The organism is Enterobacter cloacae complex sp. S1 (assembly GCF_014930525.1).
GTDB classification, from domain to species: Bacteria; Pseudomonadota; Gammaproteobacteria; order Enterobacterales; family Enterobacteriaceae; genus Enterobacter; species Enterobacter hormaechei_C.
The window spans coordinates 378,840-401,213 of sequence record NZ_JADBRE010000004.1 but is presented as its reverse complement, the minus strand read 5'-3'; the positions used below and the strand labels follow the sequence as shown (position 1 = coordinate 401,213).

At 58.2% G+C, this 22,374-nt stretch carries 21 protein-coding genes; 8 read left to right on the top strand and 13 right to left on the bottom strand.

Features of this window, described 5'->3' with window-relative positions; all coding sequences use genetic code 11:
* Positions 1–42 precede the first annotated feature (42 nt).
* Genes recJ through xerD form a run of 3 tightly spaced genes read right to left on the bottom strand, consistent with a single transcriptional unit; the run spans position 43 to position 3,420 of the window.
* A complete protein-coding gene (gene recJ, locus IM290_RS04400; protein ID WP_193041480.1) occupies positions 43–1,776 on the bottom strand; it encodes a single-stranded-DNA-specific exonuclease RecJ in 1,734 nt (577 codons plus the stop codon).
* A gap of 5 nt (positions 1,777–1,781) precedes the next feature.
* The gene (gene dsbC, locus IM290_RS04395; RefSeq protein WP_023295380.1) at positions 1,782–2,495 is read right to left on the bottom strand and encodes a bifunctional protein-disulfide isomerase/oxidoreductase DsbC; all 714 of its coding nucleotides are present in this window, start codon (positions 2,493–2,495) and stop codon (positions 1,782–1,784) included.
* Positions 2,496–2,523: 28 nt separating this feature from the next.
* Positions 2,524–3,420: a site-specific tyrosine recombinase XerD gene (xerD, locus tag IM290_RS04390; RefSeq protein WP_003863442.1), complete on the bottom strand. Its 897-nt coding sequence runs from the start codon at positions 3,418–3,420 to the stop codon at positions 2,524–2,526.
* 101 nt (positions 3,421–3,521) lie between these two features.
* Between xerD and fldB the strand changes: the two genes are divergently transcribed.
* Positions 3,522–4,043, top strand: coding sequence for a flavodoxin FldB (gene fldB / locus IM290_RS04385; protein ID WP_015571793.1), 522 nt, complete (start codon positions 3,522–3,524; stop codon positions 4,041–4,043).
* A 1-nt stretch (position 4,044) separates the two neighbouring features.
* Here fldB and IM290_RS04380 read toward each other — a convergent pair whose 3' ends face one another.
* The gene (locus IM290_RS04380) at positions 4,045–4,455 is read right to left on the bottom strand and encodes a protein YgfX (RefSeq protein WP_017382887.1); all 411 of its coding nucleotides are present in this window, start codon (positions 4,453–4,455) and stop codon (positions 4,045–4,047) included.
* Positions 4,436–4,702 (bottom strand): FAD assembly factor SdhE, encoded by a 267-nt coding sequence (sdhE, locus tag IM290_RS04375; RefSeq protein ID WP_003863437.1) that lies wholly within the window; start codon positions 4,700–4,702, stop codon positions 4,436–4,438. Before sdhE ends, IM290_RS04380 begins: the two co-directional genes overlap by 20 nt.
* Positions 4,703–4,996: 294 nt before the next feature.
* Here sdhE and ygfZ point away from each other — a divergent pair, with 294 nt between their 5' ends.
* Positions 4,997–5,977, top strand: coding sequence for a tRNA-modifying protein YgfZ (gene ygfZ, locus IM290_RS04370; protein ID WP_193041481.1), 981 nt, complete (start codon positions 4,997–4,999; stop codon positions 5,975–5,977).
* A 111-nt stretch (positions 5,978–6,088) separates the two neighbouring features.
* On the opposite strand, the gene IM290_RS04365 is transcribed toward ygfZ, so the two are convergent.
* Complete coding sequence (locus IM290_RS04365) at positions 6,089–6,748, bottom strand: hemolysin III family protein (RefSeq protein WP_003863433.1); 660 nt, start codon at positions 6,746–6,748, stop codon at positions 6,089–6,091.
* A 266-nt stretch (positions 6,749–7,014) separates the two neighbouring features.
* Between IM290_RS04365 and IM290_RS04360 the strand changes: the two genes are divergently transcribed.
* The 6 genes from IM290_RS04360 to IM290_RS04335 all read left to right on the top strand — a co-directional run bounded on the left by IM290_RS04360 (position 7,015) and on the right by IM290_RS04335 (position 12,932).
* Entirely contained in the window at positions 7,015–7,746 is a 732-nt protein-coding gene (locus tag IM290_RS04360; RefSeq protein ID WP_015571796.1) for a MurR/RpiR family transcriptional regulator, read from the top strand.
* 116 nt (positions 7,747–7,862) lie between these two features.
* A complete protein-coding gene (bglA, locus tag IM290_RS04355; RefSeq protein ID WP_017382891.1) occupies positions 7,863–9,296 on the top strand; it encodes a 6-phospho-beta-glucosidase BglA in 1,434 nt (477 codons plus the stop codon).
* 124 nt (positions 9,297–9,420) lie between these two features.
* Positions 9,421–9,780, top strand: a complete 360-nt coding sequence (locus IM290_RS04350) for a hypothetical protein (RefSeq protein WP_003863427.1) — start codon at positions 9,421–9,423, stop codon at positions 9,778–9,780.
* Positions 9,781–9,828: 48 nt separating this feature from the next.
* Complete coding sequence (locus tag IM290_RS04345) at positions 9,829–11,838, top strand: protein-disulfide reductase DsbD domain-containing protein (RefSeq protein ID WP_193041482.1); 2,010 nt, start codon at positions 9,829–9,831, stop codon at positions 11,836–11,838.
* 1 nt (position 11,839) lies between these two features.
* Positions 11,840–12,442: a DsbA family protein gene (locus IM290_RS04340; protein WP_017692711.1), complete on the top strand. Its 603-nt coding sequence runs from the start codon at positions 11,840–11,842 to the stop codon at positions 12,440–12,442.
* Positions 12,432–12,932, top strand: a complete 501-nt coding sequence (locus IM290_RS04335; protein ID WP_193041483.1) for a protein disulfide oxidoreductase — start codon at positions 12,432–12,434, stop codon at positions 12,930–12,932. The genes IM290_RS04340 and IM290_RS04335 overlap by 11 nt, the downstream gene beginning before the upstream one ends.
* A gap of 2 nt (positions 12,933–12,934) precedes the next feature.
* Here IM290_RS04335 and IM290_RS04330 read toward each other — a convergent pair whose 3' ends face one another.
* From IM290_RS04330 to pepP, 7 genes are all read right to left on the bottom strand, one after another.
* The gene (locus IM290_RS04330; RefSeq protein ID WP_193041484.1) at positions 12,935–13,678 is read right to left on the bottom strand and encodes an SDR family oxidoreductase; all 744 of its coding nucleotides are present in this window, start codon (positions 13,676–13,678) and stop codon (positions 12,935–12,937) included.
* A 70-nt stretch (positions 13,679–13,748) separates the two neighbouring features.
* The gene (gene gcvP / locus IM290_RS04325) at positions 13,749–16,622 is read right to left on the bottom strand and encodes an aminomethyl-transferring glycine dehydrogenase (protein ID WP_193041485.1); all 2,874 of its coding nucleotides are present in this window, start codon (positions 16,620–16,622) and stop codon (positions 13,749–13,751) included.
* A 124-nt stretch (positions 16,623–16,746) separates the two neighbouring features.
* Positions 16,747–17,136: a glycine cleavage system protein GcvH gene (gcvH, locus tag IM290_RS04320; RefSeq protein WP_006811885.1), complete on the bottom strand. Its 390-nt coding sequence runs from the start codon at positions 17,134–17,136 to the stop codon at positions 16,747–16,749.
* 23 nt (positions 17,137–17,159) lie between these two features.
* Positions 17,160–18,254 carry a glycine cleavage system aminomethyltransferase GcvT gene (gene gcvT, locus IM290_RS04315; protein WP_003860107.1) on the bottom strand — a complete coding sequence of 365 codons (1,095 nt, stop codon included), beginning with the start codon at positions 18,252–18,254 and terminating at the stop codon, positions 17,160–17,162.
* Between the two features lie 397 nt (positions 18,255–18,651).
* Positions 18,652–19,854, bottom strand: coding sequence for an FAD-dependent 2-octaprenylphenol hydroxylase (ubiI, locus tag IM290_RS04310; protein ID WP_193041486.1), 1,203 nt, complete (start codon positions 19,852–19,854; stop codon positions 18,652–18,654).
* Between the two features lie 12 nt (positions 19,855–19,866).
* Complete coding sequence (gene ubiH, locus IM290_RS04305) at positions 19,867–21,045, bottom strand: 2-octaprenyl-6-methoxyphenyl hydroxylase (protein WP_193041487.1); 1,179 nt, start codon at positions 21,043–21,045, stop codon at positions 19,867–19,869.
* Positions 21,042–22,355, bottom strand: a complete 1,314-nt coding sequence (pepP, locus tag IM290_RS04300; RefSeq protein ID WP_193041495.1) for a Xaa-Pro aminopeptidase — start codon at positions 22,353–22,355, stop codon at positions 21,042–21,044. The genes ubiH and pepP overlap by 4 nt, the downstream gene beginning before the upstream one ends.
* Between the last annotated feature and the right edge of the window lie 19 nt (positions 22,356–22,374).

The window sequence follows — 22,374 nt, the reverse complement described above, 5'->3', positions numbered from 1 at the left end:
ATTGTACCGAATCCACGCCCTTTTTTATAGAGATTACTGACGCTAAATTGGCCAGATATTGTCGATGATGATCTGAAGAGAGCGGTTACCGCGGAACTCGTTAATATCCAGCTTATAGGCCAGCTCAACCTCGCGCACGCCGTTGTCCGGCCAGATGGAGGTATCAACGTTAAAGGCGATGCCATCGAGCAGCGGTCCGCCGCCGACCGGTTCCACCATCACTTTGAGATGGCGTTCGCCCACGATGCGCTGTTGCAGCAAACGAAAACGTCCGTCGAAAAGCGGTTCCGGGAACATCTGCCCCCACGGGCCGGCATCGCGCAGCATCTGCGCCACCTCCATGGTCATTTCAGCCGGTGAAAGCTCACCGTCAGAAACCACTTCACCCTGCAACAGAGCCGGATCGATCCACTCGGTGACCAGTTCGCCAAACAGACGCTGGAACTCGTCGAACTTCGCCTCTTCCAGCGACAGGCCTGCCGCCATCGCGTGACCGCCGAACTTAATCATCAGGTTCGGATGCAGCGTATCCAGACGCTCCAGCGCATCGCGCATATGCAGACCCTGAATGGAACGACCGGAGCCTTTCAGCGTGCCGTCCCCGGCGGGGGCGAACGCGATCACCGGGCGGTGGAAACGCTCTTTAATGCGCGACGCCAGAATGCCCACCACGCCCTGGTGCCATTCGGGGTGATACATCGCCAGCCCGCCCGGCAGGGTATCGCCGCTGCGCTCCAGCTTTTCGCACAGGGTCAGCGCTTCGGCCTGCATGCCCTGCTCAATCTCTTTACGGGTCTGGTTGAGTGCGTCCAGCTCACTGGCCAGCACGCGCGCTTCGCCGATGTTGTCGCACAGCAGCAGCGCAACGCCAACCGACATATCATCCAGCCGCCCCGCCGCGTTCAGGCGCGGGCCGAGGGCAAAGCCTAAATCGCTTGCCGCAAGCTTCAGCGGATCGCGGTTGGCAATTTCCAGCAGCGCCTTAATCCCCGGACGGCATTTACCTGCCCGAATGCGGCTTAAGCCCTGCCAGGTGAGAATACGGTTATTGGTATCGAGCGGCACCACGTCCGCCACGGTTCCCAGCGCCACCAGATCGAGATACTCCGCGAGGTTCGGCACGGCAACCCCACGCGATTCGAACCAGCCCTTATCACGCAGCAACGTGCGTAACGCCAGCATCAGATAAAACGCCACCCCTACTCCGGCCAGCGATTTCGACGGGAAATCGCAGTCGCGCAGGTTCGGGTTAATGATGGCTTCGGCGGCAGGCAGGGTTTCTCCCGGCAGGTGGTGATCGGTGACCAGTACCGGGATCCCCAGCGCATGGGCATGATCGACCCCCGCATGAGAAGAGATCCCGTTATCCACGGTCATGATCATCTGTGCGCCACGGGCATGGGCCTGATCGACCACTTCCGGGCTGAGGCCGTAGCCGTCTTCAAACCGGTTCGGCACCAGGTAAGTCACGTTATCACAGCCCAGCGCACGCAGGCTGAGCACGCTCAGCGCGGTACTGGTTGCGCCGTCGGCATCGAAATCGCCCACCACGACAATCCGCGTGCCTTCCCGGAACGCGTCGTAGAGCATTTCAGTCGCTTTTTCGATGCCACTCAGCGCTTGCCAGGGCAGCATGCCTTTGACGCTGCGCTCAAGATCGCTTGCCGTACGCACGCCACGGCTGGCGTACAGCCGCTTTAACAGCAGCGGAAGCGTGTCTGGTAAATCCGCGGTTTCACCCGCATCGCGGCGGCGCAGTTTTATCGGGGCTTTCACGCGAATTATTTACCACCCATCTGTTTCTGGTGCTCGTCGAGGAACGCTTTCATCTCTTTTGGCCCCTGGTAGCCCGGCACCACGTAGCCGTTACTCAACACAATGGCTGGCGTACCGCTCACGCCAAACTGTACGCCCAGCGCGTAGTGGTTAGCGATGTCGATATCGCAGGACGCGGGCTTCACGCCTTTGCCGTTCATCGCGTCATCAAAGGCCTTGTTGCGGTCTTTCGCACACCAGATCGCTTTCATATCCTGCTCAGGCTGGCTCTGCACGCCGGCGCGTGGGAAAGCCAGGTAACGCACGGTAATGCCCAGCGCGTTGTAGTCTTTCATCTCTTCATGCAGCTTGTGGCAGTAGCCGCAGGTGATGTCGGTGAAGACGGTAATAACGTGCTTTTCCTGCGCCGCCTTGTAGACAATCATCTCTTTTTCGAGCGCGTTCAGGTTTTTCATCAGCAGTTGGTTGGTGACGTTCACCGGCTGCGCGCCGCTCACGTCGTACATAGGCCCCTGAATGATGTGCTTGCCGTCTTCGGTCACGTACAGCACGCCGCTGTTGGTCAGCACCGTTTTCATGCCAGCCACCGGCGCTGGCTGGATCTCGCTGCTGGCGACGCCGAGTTTCGTCAGAGACTGTTTAATGGCGGCATCGTCCGCATGGGCAATACCGGAAATCGAAGCTGCCAGCAGGGTGAGCAGCGCTAAAGACTTTTTCATATTTGTTCCTGTAACAATTCGTCGGCACTCACGCGCGAGGGTGGTGCTGTTGGTGTAGCTGCCGCAGGCGTTCCGTCGCGACATGGGTGTATATTTGCGTCGTTGAAAGATCGCTGTGTCCAAGCAACATCTGCACCACGCGTAAATCAGCGCCGTGGTTTAACAGATGCGTCGCGAAGGCGTGACGCAAAACGTGCGGCGACAGCTTCTCACTGTCAATACCCGCCAGTGTGGCGTAATGTTTAATGCGATGCCAGAACGTTTGTCGCGTCATCTGCTGCGCGCGCTGGCTCGGGAACAATACATCTATGGAGACGCCGTTCAGCAGCCACGGACGCCCGTGTTCCAGATACGTCTCCAGCCAGTAGACCGCCTCTTCACCCAGCGGCACCAGCCGTTCTTTGTTCCCTTTACCGATAACGCGCACCACGCCCTGACGCAGGCTGATATCGCTCATCGTCAGGCCCACCAGCTCGGAAACGCGCAAGCCCGTGGCATACAATAGTTCAAGCATGGCTTTATCGCGTAACTCCAGCGGAAGGTCAACTGCGGGCGACTGTAATAATCTCTCAACTTGTGCTTCACTGAGATCTTTTGGCAGCCGCTGAGGCAGTTTAGGCGATGCCAGCAGTGCGCTGGGGTCATCCGCGCGGATCTTCTCGCGGTACAGGTGCTGGAACAGGCGGCGCATGGCGCTCAGCAGACGTGCAGAGCTGGTGGCTTTGTACCCCCCTTCCATCCGCTCAGCCAGTAACCCTTGCAGGTCATCGCTTTGCGCGCTTTCAAGCGTCAGCCCACGATGTGCCAGCCACTCGACCAGCAGCGTGAGATCCCGACGATAGGCGCTGAGCGTATTTTCAGCGAGGTTTTTCTCCAGCCACAGCGCGTCGAGAAACTGTTCGATGAGTGCGAGATCCTTTTCCACATCAGCCCCTTTGGTTCTGCAATCTGGCCATTATGCCTGAATGCCATCGGTTTCTGGTACACTACGCGCAAAGTCATAGCAAGAATTGAGATAGTTACGCGATGAATATTGGTCTGTTCTATGGTTCCAGCACCTGCTACACCGAAATGGCGGCGGAGAAAATTCGTGACATCATTGGCCCGGAACTGGTGACGCTGCATAACCTGAAAGATGACGCGGTTGCCTTGATGGAGCAGTACGATGTGCTCATTCTGGGTATCCCTACCTGGGACTTTGGTGAGATTCAGGAAGACTGGGAAGCCATCTGGGATCAGCTCGATTCAGTCAATTTTGAAGGCAAAATCATTGCGATGTACGGCATGGGCGACCAGTTGGGCTACGGGGAGTGGTTCCTTGACGCACTCGGCATGCTGCACGACAAACTGGCGCCAAAGGGCGCGACCTTTATCGGCTACTGGCCTACGGAAGGCTATGAGTTCACCAGTCAAAAACCGATTATTGCCGACGGTCAGCTGTTTGTCGGGCTCGCGCTGGATGAAACCAACCAGTACGATCTTAGCGACGAGCGCCTCCAGAGCTGGTGCGAGCAGATTCTGGGTGAGATGGCCGAGCAATTCAGCTGATTTACTCCTGCGTCGGCTGTTGCACGATCAACCGGCGCAGATCTCGCCACTCCGCGGGATCCATACTGTCTGCGGCCAGCCACAGGTGCTGGCGACGGTTATCCTCGACCCGACGCAGCCGTAGCATCATCCCGGTGTTAAGCATCCACGGCGTCCCCATCATCTCCCACTCTTTTCCCTGCCAGCGCAGGCGAGAATCCATCAGCAGCTTAATTTCACCCTGACGGGCGTTGATTCGACGCTGGCTGCGCACGCTGTCAAACACCACAAACGACAGCAATAGCAACCACAGAGGGGTATAGCTAAGCGGCCACGGCACCAATAACACCAGTGCCGCCACCAGCCCGTGGAGCAGTAAGGACATCCACTGTGAGCGCCACGAGACGCGAAGATCAGATTGCCACAGGACCACGTTCCTGATTCCGTGTTTGAATTAATTGCACCATCCGTTGCAACTCGGTGTCGGCGGGCTTGCCGTGATTCATCAGCCAGTTGAATAAATCCGGATCGTCAGACTCAAGCAGACGGACAAACAGGCGCTTATCGTCATCGCTTAAGCTGTCGTACTCATACTCGAAGAAAGGCATGATGGAGATATCAAGTTCACGCATGCCGCGACGGCACGCCCAGTGAATACGGGCCTTGTTGTTAATATCCATGTTCTGTTTCCTGCATTACGTTTGGCACAGTCGGTATCCCGTTTGGTATTCATTATTGCTCTCCGGGAACACCTGCTAGTGTAACGTGTTTTTGACCGTTTCTTTACTGGAATATTGCGAACCTCGAGCAGGCTCCCTGAATAATCCTTATAAAGACAGCGGATTACACTATTTTGCGTAGCGCCACGCATAACCGCGTAATGGCACGAATGGCCTGCTGAAAGCGCTTGCATTGAATACAGTCTCTTTTACCATTAGGTATTATCAAAGCGTTAAGCAATTCAGGACATCACTATGGCATTTATACCATTTTCTCCTCGCCAGCCCGCCGCCTCTGCGCGTCTGCCGCTGACGCTGATTACTCTTGATGACTGGGCACTGGCGACACTGACTGGTGCGGACAGTGAAAAATACCTGCAAGGCCAGGTCACGGCGGACGTGGCGCAGTTGACTGAGCACCAGCATCTGCTGGCCGCGCATTGCGATCCAAAAGGCAAAATGTGGAGCAACCTGCGTCTGTTCCGCCGTCAGGACGGATTCGCCTTTATTGAGCGCCGCAGCCTGCGTGACGCCCAGCTTAAAGAGCTGAAAAAATACGCGGTCTTTTCTAAAGTCACCATCGCCCCGGACGATGAACACGTTCTGCTGGGGGTCGCGGGTTTCCAGGCGCGTGCAGCGCTGAAAAACCTGTTTGCCGAGCTGCCGGATGCTGAAAAACAGCTGGTCAGCGAGGGAGCGACCTCCATTCTGTGGCTCGAACACCCGGCGGAGCGCTTCCTGCTGGTAACCGACGAAGCAACGGCGGAACGCGTCACTGACGCCCTGCGCGGTGAAGCACAGCTCAACAACAGCCAGCAGTGGCTGGCGCTGAACATCGAAGCGGGCCTGCCGGTGATTGACGCGGCAAACAGCGCGCAGTTTATCCCGCAGGCGACAAACATCCAGGCGCTGGGTGGTATCAGCTTTAAGAAGGGCTGCTACACCGGTCAGGAAATGGTGGCGCGTGCGAAATTCCGCGGCGCGAACAAACGCGCCCTGTGGACACTGGCTGGTCACGCCAGCCGTGTGCCGGAAGCGGGTGAAGATCTTGAGATGAAGATGGGCGAAAACTGGCGCCGTACCGGCACCGTGTTAGCCGCCGTCCAGCTCGATGATGGCCGCCTGCTGGTGCAGGTTGTCATGAATAATGATATGGAGCCCGACAGCGTGTTCCGCGTGCGGGATGATGCAAACACGCTCAGCATTGAGCCGCTACCGTATTCTCTGGAAGATTGATGCTGTATCGCCCGGTGGCGCTGCGTTTACCGGGCCTACGGTGTTGATATTCTCCCTCTCCCTGTGGGAGAGGGTCGGGGTGGGGGCATCAGACCGCACCTTACAAAAAAACTACACCTGCCCAACATACAGATAAATTGCCAGGAAGTGGCACACGCTGCCGCCCAGCACAAAGCCGTGCCAGATGGCATGGTTATACGGGATACGCTTGCAGACGTAGAAAATCACGCCCAGCGAGTAGACCACCCCGCCCACCGCCAGAAGCGTCACGCCCCCCACCGCCAGCTTAATGGCTAACTGATACACCACAATCAGCGACAGCCAGCCCATTGTCAGATAGGTAACCAGCGACAACACTTTAAACCGGTGCGCAATGGTCAGCTTAAACAGGATCCCCAGCAGCGCCAGGCTCCAGATCACAATCATCAGGCCACGCGACAGCGGTGAGTTGAGCCCCACCAGCAAAAACGGCGTATAGGTACCCGCAATAAGAAGATAGATAGCGCAGTGGTCAAATTTCTTGAGCCATATCTTCGCCCGTTGATGCGGAATAGCGTGATACAGCGTTGAGGCCAGGAAAAGCAGGATCATACTCCCGCCATACAGGCTGTAGCTGGTAATGGCCATCGCGCTGGCGTTGGTATCCACTGCCTGTACCAGCAATAACACTAAGCCGACAATCCCAAAAACCAGGCCAATGCCGTGGCTTATACTGTTGGCTACTTCCTCAGCCAGCGAATATCCCTGTGCGATTAATGGTCTGCTCACCATACTTAACTCCGGGAAAACAAAAGATGATTATTCATCGCCAGTCTATGCTAACTGAGAATGATTCCAGTGAACACCTGTTAGCTAAAATAAATCCACATTCAAGATTTATCCTTATAAATCAGCATAATGTAAAAACAATCCACCGCACAGGTGTAAATGATTTCATTAACATCTAAGTAATCAAGGAGATAAATCCGTCTCCCGCCCTTCGTCATCATGGTATGCTTCAGGAATAGTGTCCGACAGCGAGTTTAGCCATTGTGAGTATGTTCAGCCATTCCGCCATTGCCAGCCTCAACAATCTGGAAATGATGGTCTACAACTATGTCATTAAGAACCGCGATAAAGTGATGTACATGACCATCCGCGAGCTGGCGGATGCGGCGGGCGTTTCCACTACTACCATCCTGCGCTTCTGCCGCAAGCTTAACTGCGATGGCTACTCGGAATTTCGGGTGCGCTTTAAACTCTATCTGGAGCAGAACGAGCCGCAGCAGGCGAATTTTGGTGCCAGTGAAATTATCAGCTTCTTTAAAAGCGTAAATAACGAAGAGTTTGATGCGCTATTAGATAACGCGGTCGATATTATTTTATCATCTGAACGAATTATTTTTGTCGGTGCGGGCACCTCCGGATCGCTGGCAAAATATGGCGCACGTTTCTTTTCAAATATCGGGAAATTCAGCAACCATATCGACGATCCTTATTTCCCGGTCACTAACGACATGGCTAAAAATGCGCTGGCTATTGTACTCTCCGTCTCCGGCGAAACCGAGGAGATCCTGCGCTTCGCCAGCCAGTTCAGCCTGCACCACTGCAAGGTGCTCTCAGTCACCAGCCACGAACATTCACGTCTCGCAAAGCTGGCGGACTTTAACCTCTCCTGGCATGTCCCGCAAACGCGCATTGGCGGCGTTTACGATATCACCACGCAAATTCCCGTCATCTATATTCTGGAATCATTAGGCCGGAAACTGGCGAAGAAATTAACAGAATAAAACATCCTGTTTTTTTGATGTGACAAATTACAATTTCCGCAAAATGTTATATCGTGACATTTAATTCCGCTTTGCTAGACTCGAAATCAATAAGTCCTGAATTGAGAATAGCAAAGATGAAAAAACTCACCTTACCGAAAGATTTTTTATGGGGCGGCGCGGTAGCGGCGCACCAGGTTGAAGGCGGCTGGAACAAAGGCGGCAAAGGGCCAAGCATCTGCGACGTGCTCACCGGCGGCGCACACGGCGTTCCGCGAGAAATCACGCAGGAAGTGATTGAAGGCAAATATTACCCGAACCACGAAGCCGTCGACTTCTACGGCCATTACAAAGAAGACATCAGGCTGTTTGCCGAGATGGGCTTCAAATGTTTCCGTACCTCCATCGCCTGGACGCGCATCTTCCCGAAAGGCGACGAAACTCAGCCAAACGAAGAGGGGCTGAAGTTTTACGACGACATGTTCGATGAACTGCTGAAGTACAACATCGAGCCGGTGATCACCCTCTCCCACTTTGAAATGCCGCTGCACCTCGTTCAGGAATATGGCGGATGGACCAACCGTAAAGTGGTCGATTTCTTTGTGCGCTTCTCGGAAGTGGTATTTGAGCGCTACAAAAATAAGGTCAAATACTGGATGACCTTCAACGAAATCAACAACCAGCGCAACTGGCGTGCGCCGCTGTTCGGCTACTGCTGCTCTGGCGTGGTCTATACCGAGCACGACAACCCGGAAGAGACCATGTACCAGGTGCTGCACCACCAGTTCGTGGCCAGCGCGCTGGCGGTGAAAGCCGCACGCCGCATTAACCCGGAAATGAAAGTCGGCTGCATGCTGGCGATGGTGGCGCTCTATCCGTACTCCTGCAAGCCAGAAGATGTCATGTTCGCTCAGGAATCCATGCGCGAGCGCTACGTCTTTACCGACGTACAGCTGCGCGGCTATTACCCGTCTTACGTGCTGAACGAGTGGGAGCGCCGTGGCTTCTCCATCAAAATGGAAGCGGGCGACGAGCAGATCCTGCGTGAAGGCACCTGCGATTACTTAGGTTTCAGCTACTACATGACCAACGCGGTCAAAGCGGAAGGCGGTACCGGTGACGCCATTTCCGGCTTCGAGGGCAGCGTGCCGAACCCACACGTCAAGGCGTCCGACTGGGGCTGGCAGATTGATCCGGTAGGCCTGCGCTATTCGCTGTGTGAACTGTACGAACGTTATCAGAAGCCGCTGTTTATCGTGGAAAATGGTTTCGGCGCCTACGACACCGTGGAAGAGGACGGCAGCATCAACGATGACTATCGCATCGACTACCTGCGCGCCCACGTGGAAGAGATGATGAAGGCGGTGACCTGGGATGGCGTGGATCTGATGGGCTACACGCCGTGGGGCTGCATCGACTGCGTCTCCTTCACCACCGGCCAGTACAGTAAGCGCTACGGCTTTATCTACGTCAACAAGCACGACGACGGTACCGGTGACATGTCCCGCTCCCGTAAGAAGAGCTTTGAGTGGTATAAAACCGTCATTGCCAGCAACGGCGAAACGCTGTAATGGCTCGCCCTCTCTGCAAGCGGAGAGGGCAAACCGCTTATCTTCCAGACACTTCTTTACAGCTTTTGCGTTGCCAAAATATGTTCGCCCGATAATATAGGCGTCCTGAATATTTGAGGCGAACATGATCAAGCGACAACGCAACGCTATCCTGCTTGTAGCCCTGGCCTGCCTGGTGGTGCTTATATGCACCGCCCAGCGGATGGCCGGGATGCACGCGCTTGTCATGAACGTCACCGCCACGAGCCAGTCTGTCCAGCAGGGGCAGGAGAGTACCGACGCACCGGTAACCCCGTGTGAGCTTAGCGCCAAGTCGCTGATGTCGGTCCCGCCTGTTTTGTTTGAAGGCGCCCTGATTGCCGTCACCCTGCTGCTGGCGTTGCTGGCAGCCAGTCCACCGCGCCGCGAACGACAGTGGCCTCCCCGCGTTATCTCCCCGCCCCGGTTAAGGGTGCATCTGCGATTATGCGTCTTCCGTGAATGAGCCTTCGCCTGTTACTTCAGGTTAATTCATCATTTACGGAGAAAATTTATGTTTACTGTATTCAGGCGACTGCTGGTCTGCCTGCTTTGGCTATGGCTGCCCCTCAGCCAGGCTGCCGACAGCGGCTGGCTGCGCGCCGCCGATAATCAGCACGCCAGCGTCAGGCTGCGTACGCAACCCGAAAGCACTGGCGAAACCCGCCTGCTGCTGGACGTCGCCCTGCAAAAAGGCTGGAAAACCTACTGGCGCTCGCCGGGTGAAGGCGGCGTCGCACCCGCGATTAAATGGCATCAGCCCGTCGAGGCGATCTGGCGCTGGCCTGTGCCGCAGCGTTTCGACGTCGCGGGCATCACCACGCAGGGCTACCACGGCGATGTCAGCTTTCCCATCACTCTGCGGGGCGACGTCCCGAAGATCCTGAGCGGCGTACTGACGCTCTCCACCTGTAGCAACGTCTGTATTCTTACCGACTACCCGTTTTCGCTGAACATGACCGCATCCGCAGGTGCCGGTTTTGATTACGATTTCAGTCGGGCCATGGGCACCCTTCCGCTCAGCGGCGGGTTAACCTCAACGCTTAACGCCACCTATGCCCCCGGCAAGCTGACCGTAACGGCGCAGCGTGACGCAGGCTGGCAGGCGCCGTCCCTGTTTATCGACGGTATGGATGATGTTGATTTCGGCAAACCGGCCCTCACCGTGCGCGGTGACTCGCTGGTCGCCACCGTGCCCGTGACGGACAGCTGGGGCGAGGCCGCGCCCAACCTCAGCGGCAAAACCCTGTCGCTGGTTCTGGCCGATAGCGGGCAGGCGCAGGAGTCCAGCCTGAGCATTCAGCCGGGGAACGCCGCGCCGACGCTCTCGTTAGGCTGGGTGCTGCTGATGGCGCTGGCGGGCGGTCTGATCCTTAACGTCATGCCCTGCGTACTGCCCGTGCTGGCCATGAAGCTAGGCACGCTGATGCAAACCGAACGGCAGGCGCGGGGTCAGGTACGCCGACAGTTTCTTGCGTCGGTAGCCGGGATCGTGATCTCGTTCCTCGCGCTGGCGCTGATGATGACGGTTTTACGCTTAGGCAATCAGGCGCTCGGCTGGGGGATCCAGTTCCAGAATCCGTGGTTTATTGGCGCGATGGCGCTGGTGATGGTGCTTTTCAGCGCCAGCCTGCTGGGGTTGTTTGAAATCCGTCTCCCTTCCGGCGCCAGCACCTTCCTCGCCACGCGCGGCGGCAACGGGCTTGCGGGTCATTTCTGGCAAGGCGCGTTTGCCACGCTGCTGGCGACACCCTGCACCGCGCCGTTCCTGGGTACGGCGGTCTCGGTCGCGCTGGCGGCGCCGCTTCCCCTGCTGTGGGGGATCTTCCTGGCGATGGGTATCGGCATGAGCCTGCCGTGGCTGCTGGTGGCGGCCTGGCCGGGGCTGGCCCAGCGGTTGCCGCGTCCGGGACGCTGGATGAACGTCGTACGCGTAGTGCTGGGGATGATGATGCTCGGCTCATCGCTGTGGCTGCTGAGCCTGCTGACGGTGCACATTGGCAGCCTGCCCGTCATCACGCTGGGCGTGTTCCTGATCCTTACGCTGCTGCTGGTCACCGCCTGGCGCTACCGCTGGCAAACGGCACTGCGCGCCGGGGTATTAGCTGTAGTGGTGGCCGGGGCGGTCGCGTTTGTATCCGGTTCCGGCGGCGAGGGTTCCCGCCGCGATCGTATTCACTGGCAGCCGCTCAGCGAGCAGGCCATTGCCCGCGCGCTGGCGGAGAACAAACGGGTGTTCGTCGACGTGACCGCCGACTGGTGCGTGACCTGTAAAGCCAATAAATACAACGTGCTGCTACGCGACGACGTGCAGGATGCGCTCTCCGCCCCGGACGTTGTCGCCCTGCGCGGCGACTGGAGCCGCCCCTCAGATACCATCAGCCAGTTCTTAACCACGCGCGGCAGCGCCGCCGTGCCGTTTAACCAGATCTACGGACCGGGATTACCGCAGGGCCACGTGCTGCCTGCGTTGTTAAGCCGCGAAGCGGTGCTGAGCAACCTGTCCGATGCAAAAGGAAAATAACATGAGAGCCTTCGTTGCCTTACTTCTGCTGTCGTTATCAACGTTCGGTTTCGCCGCACCTTCTGATGACGCTTCCAGCGACCAGCTGGCAAAACTGCTGTTTAACGACCCCAACAGCCCGCGAACCGGCGCGACATCGCCGAAGCTGACCATCGTCTCCTTCACTGACTACAACTGCCCGTATTGCAAGCAGTTCGACCCAATGCTTGAGAAAATCGTGCAGGAAAATCCCGACGTGCAGCTCATCGTCAAACTGCTGCCGTTCAAGGGACAAAGCTCGGTAAATGCCGCGAAAGCGGCACTCTCAACGTGGCAGCAGGCGCCGGATAAATTCTGGGCGCTGCACCAGCGGCTGATGATGAAAAAGGGCTATCACGATGACGCCAGCATCGCCGCCGCGAAGGCAAAGACCGGAACGGACAGCATTAAAACGGATGATAAAACCATGGACAGCCTAAAGATGAACCTCATCCTGGCGCAGGTGCTGAATATTCAGGGTACCCCGGCGACCATTATCGGCGACCAGATGGTGGCGGGCGCAATTCCGTATGACGACCTGGAGGGGCTGGTCAAAGAACAGCTGGCAAACGCCCGTGGCAAGTAAGCTTCCGCGCCTGCTGCGCGAGCTGGGCGTGTGGCTGCTGATTGGCATAGCCGTGAGCCTGGCGGTGGACTATTTCCGCCAGCCCGCGCTGCCGCAGAATTTCTCCGCGACGGCACTGCACACCCTCGACGGTCAGCCCGTCGATCTTATCGCCATGAGTAAGGAGCGACCGCTGCTGGTCTACGTCTGGGCGACATGGTGCGGCGTCTGCCGCTACACCACGCCGTCGGTGGCGGCGCTTGCCGCGGACGGGGGTAACGTGATGTCGGTTGCGCTGCGCTCGGGCGATAACGCGACGCTCGAAACCTGGATGAGGAAGAAGAAGGCGACGATGCCCACGGTCAACGACGCCAGCGGAGAACTGGCGCGTGAGTGGGACGTTAAGGTTACGCCAACGCTGGTGGTGATCTCTCACGGTGAAGTGAAGTCGATCACCACCGGCTGGACCAGCGGCTGGGGAATGCGCCTGCGGCTGTGGCTGGCGTCGTAGCGTTACTTCCCGCCAGCCAGCTCCAGGAAGCTACCGGTGACATAGGAGGCTTTGTCGCTCAGCAGCCAGACAATGGCCTGGGCGACCTCCTCCGGCTGACCGCCACGCTGCATCGGTAACATCGACTTCACCCGATCCACACGCCCCGGCTCGCCGCCGGAGGCGTGAATATCGGTATAAATCAGGCCTGGCCGCACGCAGTTAACGCGAATGCCCTGCGCCGCCACCTCCAGCGCGAGGCCGGTGGTCAGGGAATCCACCGCCCCTTTTGAGGCGGCATAATCCACATATTCCCCCGGCGCGCCCAGCCGTGATGCCGCCGAGGAGACATTCACAATCGCGCCGCCCTTGCCGCCGTGTTTATGCGACATGCGCTTAACCGCTTCACGGCAGCAGAGAAAATAGCCGGTGACGTTGGTAGCCAGCACGCGGTTAATACGTTCAGCGGAGAGGTTTTCGATGGTGGATTGTTCAAACAAAATCCCGGCGTTGTTCACCAGCGCGGCGAGCAGCTCACCTTCGCGATCGATGCTGTCGAACATCGCCATCACCTGCGCTTCATCGCTGATGTCCGCGCGTACGGCAAAGGCTTTACCGCCCGCGTCCACGATCTGATTAATGACGTCCGTCGCGGCTTTGATGTTGTGATGAAAATTCACCGCAACGGTGTAGCCTTCGCTTGCCAGCTGTAGCGCGGTGGCTTTACCAATACCCCGGCTGGCGCCGGTGACCAGTGCAATTGCCATTCTTTTCTCCCAATAAAAAAGCCGGGTGGCGGCTTCGCCTTACCCGGCCTACGTTACTACAGGAACAACGTTACTGGTATTCGCTCATCGGCACGCAGGAGCAGAACAGGTTACGGTCGCCGTAAACATCATCAAGACGTTTCACGGTTGGCCAGTATTTGTTTGCCACACCTGCCGGGAAGACAGCCAGCTCGCGGGTATAACCGTGGTTCCACTCTGCCACCAGTTCGTTCTGTGTATGCGGCGCGTTCACCAGCGGGTTATCTTCCAGCGTCCACTCCCCGCCTTTCACGCGGTCGATTTCGCTGCGGATCGCCAGCATGGCGTCGATAAAGCGATCCAGCTCCACCTTGCTTTCAGATTCGGTCGGCTCAACCATCAGCGTACCCGCTACCGGGAACGACATGGTTGGCGCGTGGAAGCCGTAGTCGATCAGACGCTTGGCGATATCCAGCTCGCTGATGCCCGTCTCTTCTTTCAGAGGACGAATATCGAGGATGCATTCGTGCGCCACGCGACCGTCGCGGCCGGTATAGAGCACCGGATAGGCGTCCTTCAGACGCGTTGCGATGTAGTTGGCGTTGAGGATCGCCACCTGGCTGGCCTGCTTCAGCCCTTCCGCGCCCATCATGCGGATGTACATCCAGCTGATTGGCAGGATAGAGGCGCTGCCGAACGGTGCCGCGGAGACCGCGCCCTGACGGGTCAGCATGCCTTCAATCTGCACCACGCTGTGGCCCGGCACAAACGGTGCCAGGTGCGCTTTCACGCCGATAGGACCCATCCCCGGGCCGCCACCGCCGTGCGGAATGCAGAACGTTTTATGCAGGTTCAGGTGCGACACATCCGCGCCAATAAAGCCCGGAGAGGTGATGCCCACCTGGGCGTTCATGTTTGCGCCGTCGAGGTAAACCTGGCCGCCGAACTGATGCACCACTTCACACACTTCACGGATAGTTTCTTCGTACACGCCGTGGGTGGATGGGTAGGTCACCATGATGCAGGAGAGTTTGTCGCCCGCCTGCTCGGCTTTGGCGCGCAGGTCGGCCAGATCGATGTTGCCGTTTTTGTCGCACGCCACAACCACCACTTCCATTCCTGCCATCTGGGCAGAAGCCGGGTTGGTACCGTGGGCAGAGCTTGGGATCAGACAGATATCACGGTGGCCTTCGTTGCGGCTTTCGTGATAGTGACGGATCGCCAGCAGACCGGCGTATTCACCCTGCGCACCGGAGTTCGGCTGCATGCAGAGCGCGTCGTACCCGGTCAGCTTCACCAGCCAGTCGGAGAGCTGGTTGATCATCATGTGATAACCTTCCGCCTGCTCAGCCGGGCAGAACGGGTGCAGCTCAGAGAATTCAGGCCAGGTAATTGGGATCATCTCAGCCGCGGCGTTCAGCTTCATGGTGCAGGAGCCCAGCGGGATCATCGCCTGGTTCAGCGCCAGATCTTTACGTTCCAGAGAGTGCATGTAACGCATCATCTCGGTTTCGCTGTGATAGCGGTTGAACACCGGGTGAGTCAGGATCGCGTCGTCGCGCAGCATGCTTTCCTGAATGGAGCGGCTGTCGAGCGCAACCTCTTTGTCGAGCGTATCAACGTCCAGACCGTGTGCGTCACCCAGCAATACGTTGAACAGGGTCAGGATATCGTCACGGGTGGTGCTTTCGTCCAGCGTAATGCCGACCGCATTGTGAATGTCGCTGCGCAGGTTGATTTGCGCTGCCTCGGCGCGCGCCAGCACGGCCGCTTTGTCTGCCACCTCGACGCACAGGGTATCGAAATAGTGTTCATGACGCAGTCTGAGACCTTTCTGTTGCAGACCGCAGGCCAGGATATCGGCCAGACGGTGGATGCGGCTGGCAATACGTTTCAGGCCAGCCGGACCGTGGAACACCGCGTACAGGCTGGCAATGTTAGCCAGCAGCACCTGCGAGGTACAGATGTTGGAGTTCGCTTTCTCGCGGCGGATATGCTGCTCGCGGGTCTGCATCGCCATGCGCAGCGCGGTGTTACCGGCGGCATCTTTCGATACGCCGATAATACGGCCTGGCATGGAACGTTTAAATTCATCTTTCGCGCCAAAGAACGCCGCGTGCGGGCCGCCGTAGCCCATCGGCACGCCGAAACGCTGAGCTGAGCCGAAGACAATATCCGCGCCCTGTTTGCCTGGCGCCGTCAGCAGCACCAGCGCCATAAAATCAGCGGCGACGCTAACAATAACCTTACGGGATTTCAGTTCGGCGATCAGTGCGCCGTAGTCGTGCACTTCCCCGGTGGTGCCCACCTGCTGCAACAGCACGCCGAAGACGTCCTGGTGATCCAGCACTTTTTCAGCGTCGTCGACAATCACCTCAAAGCCGAAGGTTTCCGCACGGGTGCGCACCACGTCCAGCGTCTGGGGATGCACGTCCGCCGCCACGAAGAAGCGGTTGGCGTTTTTCAGCTTGCTCACGCGCTTCGCCATCGCCATCGCTTCGGCGGCGGCGGTCGCTTCATCCAGCAGCGAGGCAGAGGCGATATCCATACCGGTCAGATCCAGCGTCACCTGCTGGAAGTTCAGCAGCGCTTCCAGACGGCCCTGGGAGACTTCTGGCTGATACGGGGTGTAAGCGGTGTACCAGCCCGGATTTTCCAGCATATTACGCAGGATCACCGGCGGTAACTGCACGTTGGTGTAGCCCATGCCAATGTAAGACTTATAGCGCTTGTTAAGGCCGGCGATGGCCTTCAGCTCCGCCAGCGCGGCGAACTCCGTCGTGGACTCGCCTACCTGCGGCGGCGCAGCAAGCTGGATGTCTTTTGGCACGATCTGGCCGATCAGTGCGTTTAATGAGTCCGCGCCAACTGTCTTCAGCATCTCCTGCTGTTGCTGAGCATCCGGCCCAATGTGACGTTCAATGAAAGCGCCACGGTTTTCAAGCTGGCTTAAAGTCTGTGTCATGAGCGATGGTTCCTGAAACGTGCAGTGAATTTAAGTTCCCTCTCCCTTTGGGAGAGGGTTAGGGTGAGGGGAAGATTGGCACCCTCACCCCTGCCCTCTCCCAAAGGGAGAGGGGGATTACTGATTACTCGTCTTCTAACAGTGCTTCGTACGCGGTCGCATCCAGCAGCGCGGCAACCTGCGCTTCGTCGCTGGCTTTGATCTTGAAGATCCAGCCGCCTTCATACGGTTCGCTGTTGACCAGCTCCGGGGAGTCGCTCAGCGCGTCGTTCACGGCAACAATTTCACCGCTCACCGGGGCGTAGATGTCAGAGGCCGCTTTAACGGATTCCGCCACCGCACAGTCGTCGCCTGCGCTCACGGTTGCGCCCACTTCCGGCAGGTCAACAAACACCATGTCGCCCAGCAGCTCCTGCGCGTGCTCGGTGATCCCAACGGTGTAAGTGCCGTCCGCCTCTTTGCGCAGCCACTCGTGTTCTTTGCTGTATTTCAGTTCTGCTGGCACATTGCTCATTGAAGTTCTCCTGATAAAAATAGTTAGGCGACCGGCTTACCGGCGCGAACAAAAATCGGTTTGGTCACGTTGACCGGCATTTCGCGGTTGCGGATCTGCACCACCGCCGTTTCGCCAATCCCCGCCGGCACGCGTGCCAGGGCAATACTGTAGCCGAGCGTCGGGGAGAACGTTCCGCTGGTGATCACGCCTTCGCGATGATTGCCATCGGCATCGGTGAAGCGTACAGGCAGCTCGCCGCGCAGAACGCCTTTTTCTTTCATCACCAGGCCTACCAGCTGTTCAGTGCCCTTCTCGCGCTGCATCTCCAGCGCTTCACGACCAATAAAATCACGGTCAGCCGGTTCCCACGCAATGGTCCAGCCCATGTTGGCCGCCAGCGGAGAGACGCCTTCGTCCATCTCCTGACCGTAGAGGTTCATCCCCGCTTCCAGACGCAGCGTATCGCGCGCGCCCAGGCCCGCAGGCTTCACGCCCGCCTCCACCAGCGCACGCCAGAAATCAGCGGCCTTCTCGTTTGGCATGGCAATTTCGTAGCCCGCTTCACCGGTGTAGCCGGTGGTGGCGATAAACAGATCCCCCGCCTGCACGCCGAAGAATGGCTTCATGCCTTCGGTGGCTTTGCGCTGCTCGTCGCTGAACAGAGAGGCGGCTTTCGCCTGGGCGTTTGGCCCCTGCACCGCAATCAGCGACAGATCGTCACGAACGGTGATGTCTATGGCGTAAGGTTCAGCGTGTTGGGAAATCCAGGAGAGGTCTTTTTCGCGGGTGGCGGAGTTTACAACAAGGCGGAAGAAATCTTCGGTGAAGTAGTAGACGATGAGGTCGTCAATCACGCCGCCAGAGGCATTGAGCATGCCGGTATAGAGCGCTTTGCCCGGCGTCTTCAGTTTGGCGACGTCATTTGCCAGCAGATAACGCAAAAACTCCCGGGTGCGGCTACCGCGCAGGTCGACAATCGTCATATGAGACACGTCGAACATACCGGCATCGGTGCGCACCGCGTGGTGCTCATCAATCTGCGAGCCGTAGTGCAGCGGCATCATCCAGCCGTGGAAGTCCACCATGCGGGCGCCGCACAACACGTGCTGTTCGTACAAAGGAGTCTGTTGAGCCATCTTTTCCTCGTTGAAAAATTCACCGTGAATCCCGGTGTCGGCCTCGCGATCGGGGGCCGACGCAAACGTTCTCTTTTACCTGAACTTACCACCGAAACCGGCGGTTAACCATAAGGTAAAACGGGTCATCACATTAGCTTATGACCAAAAATCGCTGAAAAGCCTACAGAGTTATTCACTGGGAAAATGCGATTAAACCCGCATAAAATTAACAATGATCTAACAGGATTTAGCAGATGGTGATATTTCATGCGGAAAAACGGGCCGAATTTCCGTAACATAAAAATAGTTAGATTAGATTTTCTAATGCGAAAAATGACGTGAAATTAGATTATTTCAAACGAGGAAATTTCCCCGGCGCGGAGGCCGGGAAAATAAAGTGTGACGGGGATCGAGATTAACGTAACCAGTCGGGAAGATCGTTGAGGCCCATTGCCTGACGAAGAAGCTGCGGTTTCACGCCGGGAAGGGTGTCGGCCAGCTTGAGGCCAATATCGCGCAGCAGTTTTTTCGCCGGATTCGCTCCGGCAAACAGCTCGCGGAAGCCCTGCATACCCGCCAGCATCATCGCCGCACTGTGTTTGCGGCTGCGCTCGTAGCGACGCAGATAGAGATGCTGGCCGATGTCCTTCCCTTCGCGATGCAGGCGACGCAGTTCTTCCACCAGCTCTGCCGCGTCCATAAAGCCGAGGTTCACCCCCTGCCCGGCCAGCGGATGAATGGTGTGAGCCGCATCTCCCACCAGCGCAAGCCGGTGCGCGGCAAACTGACGCGCGTAGCGACCGGTTAACGGAAACGTCTGGCGTTCGCTTTCAAGCATGCACAGGCCCAGACGGTTATCAAACGCCACGCATAGCGCCTGACTGAAGGCATCCGGCGTCGCCTCCTGCATCTGCTGCGCTTTCTCCGGCTCTAAGGACCAGACGATGGAGCAGAGATGCGGATCGGCAAGCGGCAGGAAGGCCAGAATGCCGTCATTATGGAAAATCTGGCGCGCCACGCCGCCGTGCGGCTCTTCGGTGCGGATTGTGGCCACCAACGCGTGATGGCGGTAATCCCAGAAGGTCAGCGGAATATCCGCTTTGTTACGCAGCCAGGAATTGGCGCCGTCGGCACCCACCACCAGACGCGCGGTCAGCATGTCGCCACTTTCAAGAGTGATAAACGCGTCGTTTTCGCCCCACGCCACCTGCTGGAGTTTCGCCGGTGCGATCAGCGTGACGTCGCTGCACTGCTGTGCTTTCTGCCACAGCGCGTGGTGGATCACCGCGTTTTCAACGATGTGTCCAAGGTGGCTGTAACCCATGCTTTCATCGTCAAACGCGATATGGCCGAAGCTGTCTTTGTCCCACACTTCCATCCCGTGATAGCAACTGGCACGCAGCGCCACGATTTCAGACCAGACGCCAAGGTGCGTCAGTAGCTTTTCGCTGGCGGCATTGATCGCCGAGACGCGCAGCTCCGGCTGTGCATCCTGCGCCACAGGCTGCGGCGCTTTTTGCTCAAGCACGGCCACGCGCAGGCCGCTGCCCTGTAAACCGCAGGCCAGCGCCAGCCCTACCATTCCGCCGCCCACAATGGCGACATCAACATTTTGCACGGTCAATACTCCTTAACGCGCGACCCAACCCAGGGTCCGCTGCGCCAGCACGTCACGTGCCGGAATGAACAGTTCCATCGCCATCAGCCCAAGGTTGCGACCCGCAACCAGCGGTGCCCAGCGATTGGCAAACAGGTGGACTAAACCGTCGGTGACGCCAATGGTCGCCGCTTTGTCCGCATGGCGTCGTTTCTGGTAATGGCTCAGCACCGAGTATGCGCCACAATCCTGTTGTTCGCTCCACGTCCGGGCCAGTAGCTCGGCCAGGCTCATCACGTCACGGAGGCCAAGGTTGAAGCCTTGCCCGGCGATGGGGTGCAGCGTCTGCGCGGCGTTGCCGACCAGAGCGACACGATGGGAGACAATCTGCGATGCGGTCGTCAGCGCGAGCGGATAGGCCACGCGTTTTCCGGCGTGGGTGATGCGCCCAAGCCGCCAGCCGAAGGCCTTTTGCAGCTCGGAACAAAAACGTTCGTCGGACCAGGAGAGAACTTCATCGGCCCGATCCTGCGCATGGCACCATACCAGCGAGCAGCGCCCGTTCGACATCGGCAGCATGGCCAGCGGGCCGTGCTCCGTGAAGCGCTCAAATGCCCTGCCGTTATGCGCGCCAGCCGTGGAGACGTTAGCGATGACCGCCGCCTGCCCATAGGGTTCAGAGCGCCATTCGACGCCGCACTGCGTGGCGATCGCGGAGCGTGAACCATCTGCCGCCACCAGCAGTTGCCCCTCCAGCGTGGTGCCGTTGTCCAGCGTCACGCTGACGGCCTCGTCACGACGGGTAAAGCTGGCGACGCGCGCCGGACAGTGCAGCGTGACGCAAGGCGCGTCCTGTAACAGACGGAACAGCCGCAGCCCTACGTCATGCAGCTCGACAACCTGCCCCAGCGCCTCGATCCGGTAATCGTGGGCATCCAGCGTCACAAACCCGGCATGCCCGCGATCGCTGACGTGAACGGTGCCGATCGCCGTTGCGCAATCCGCTATCGCCTGCCAGATCCCAATACGCGCAAGCTGCTGACAGGTTCCCTGCGCCAGCGCGATAGCGCGGGCGTCGAAACCGGGATGATCGGCAGCCTGCGGCGCGACCGCCTCGACGAGATGCACCGGAAGCTGCCCCTGGGTTAACTGCGAAATAGCCAGCGCCAGAGTAGCGCCGGTCATGCCTCCGCCAACAATGATTACGCTCATCCGCGTGCCGCCGCCATCAGCGCCTCGATGTCGTCGGCTTTTTTCACCACGGTCGCGGTCAGGTTTTCGTTACCGGTTTCCGTGATGACGATGTCATCTTCAATACGAATGCCAATCCCGCGGTACTGTTCCGGCACGTCGGCATCCGGCGCGATGTACAGCCCCGGCTCAACGGTCAGCACCATGCCAGGCTCCAGCACGCGCGAACGTTCCGGACCGTATGCCCCGACGTCATGCACATCCAGCCCCAGCCAGTGGCTCAGGCCGTGCATAAAGTACGGACGATGGGCGTTTTCGGTTATAAGGGTGTCAACATCGCCTTTCAGAATGCCGAGCTTCACCAGCCCGGTAATCATGATGCGCACCACCTCGCCCGTAACCTCCTGGATGGAGGTGCCAGGGCGGAACAGCGTCAGCGCGGTATCCAGAGACTCAAGCACGATGTCATAGATTTCACGCTGCGCGGAGGTGAATTTACCGTTCACCGGGAAGGTACGGGTGATGTCGCCCGCGTAACCCTGATATTCACAGCCGGCGTCAATCAGCACCAGATCGCCGTCGCGCAGTTCACTTTCGTTTTCGGTGTAGTGCAGAATGCAGCCGTTTTCCCCGCCGCCTACGATGGTGTTATAGGACGGGAAGCGCGCGCCGTGACGATTAAATTCATGGTGAATTTCGCCTTCAAGCTGGTACTCGAACATGCCGGGACGGCACTTTTCCATGGCGCGGGTATGCGCCAGGGCGCTGATTTCGCCCGCGCGGCGCATTACATTCAGCTCTTCTTCAGACTTAAACAGGCGCATCTCATGCACCATCGGTCGCCAGTCCGTCAGGGTGGCGGGTGCAGACAAATTCTGACGTGAGCCTTTACGCAGCTTATCCAGCGCGGTGAAGACAATGTCATCCGCATACGCGTATTCGCCCTGCGCGTGATAGAGCACGTCCAAGCCGTTCAGCAGTTGGTAGAGCTGCTGGTTGATTTCGCTGTAGGCCAGCGCGCGGTCCACGCCCAGTTTTTCTGGCGCCGCCTCCTGCCCTAAGCGGCGACCAAACCAGATTTCCGCGGTCAGATCGCGCACGCGGTTGAAAATCACGCTGTGGTTGTGGGTGTCATTGCTTTTAATCAGCACCAGTACCGCTTCCGGCTCGTTAAACCCGGTGAAGTACCAGAAATCACTGCTCTGGCGATAGGGGTATTCGCTGTCGGCGCTGCGCGTCACTTCCGGCGCGGCGAAAATCAGAGCAGCGCTTCCCGGCTGCATTTTTGCCAGCAGCGCCTGACGACGGCGAGAATACTCTTGACTGGAGATAACCATGACACCCTCCTGT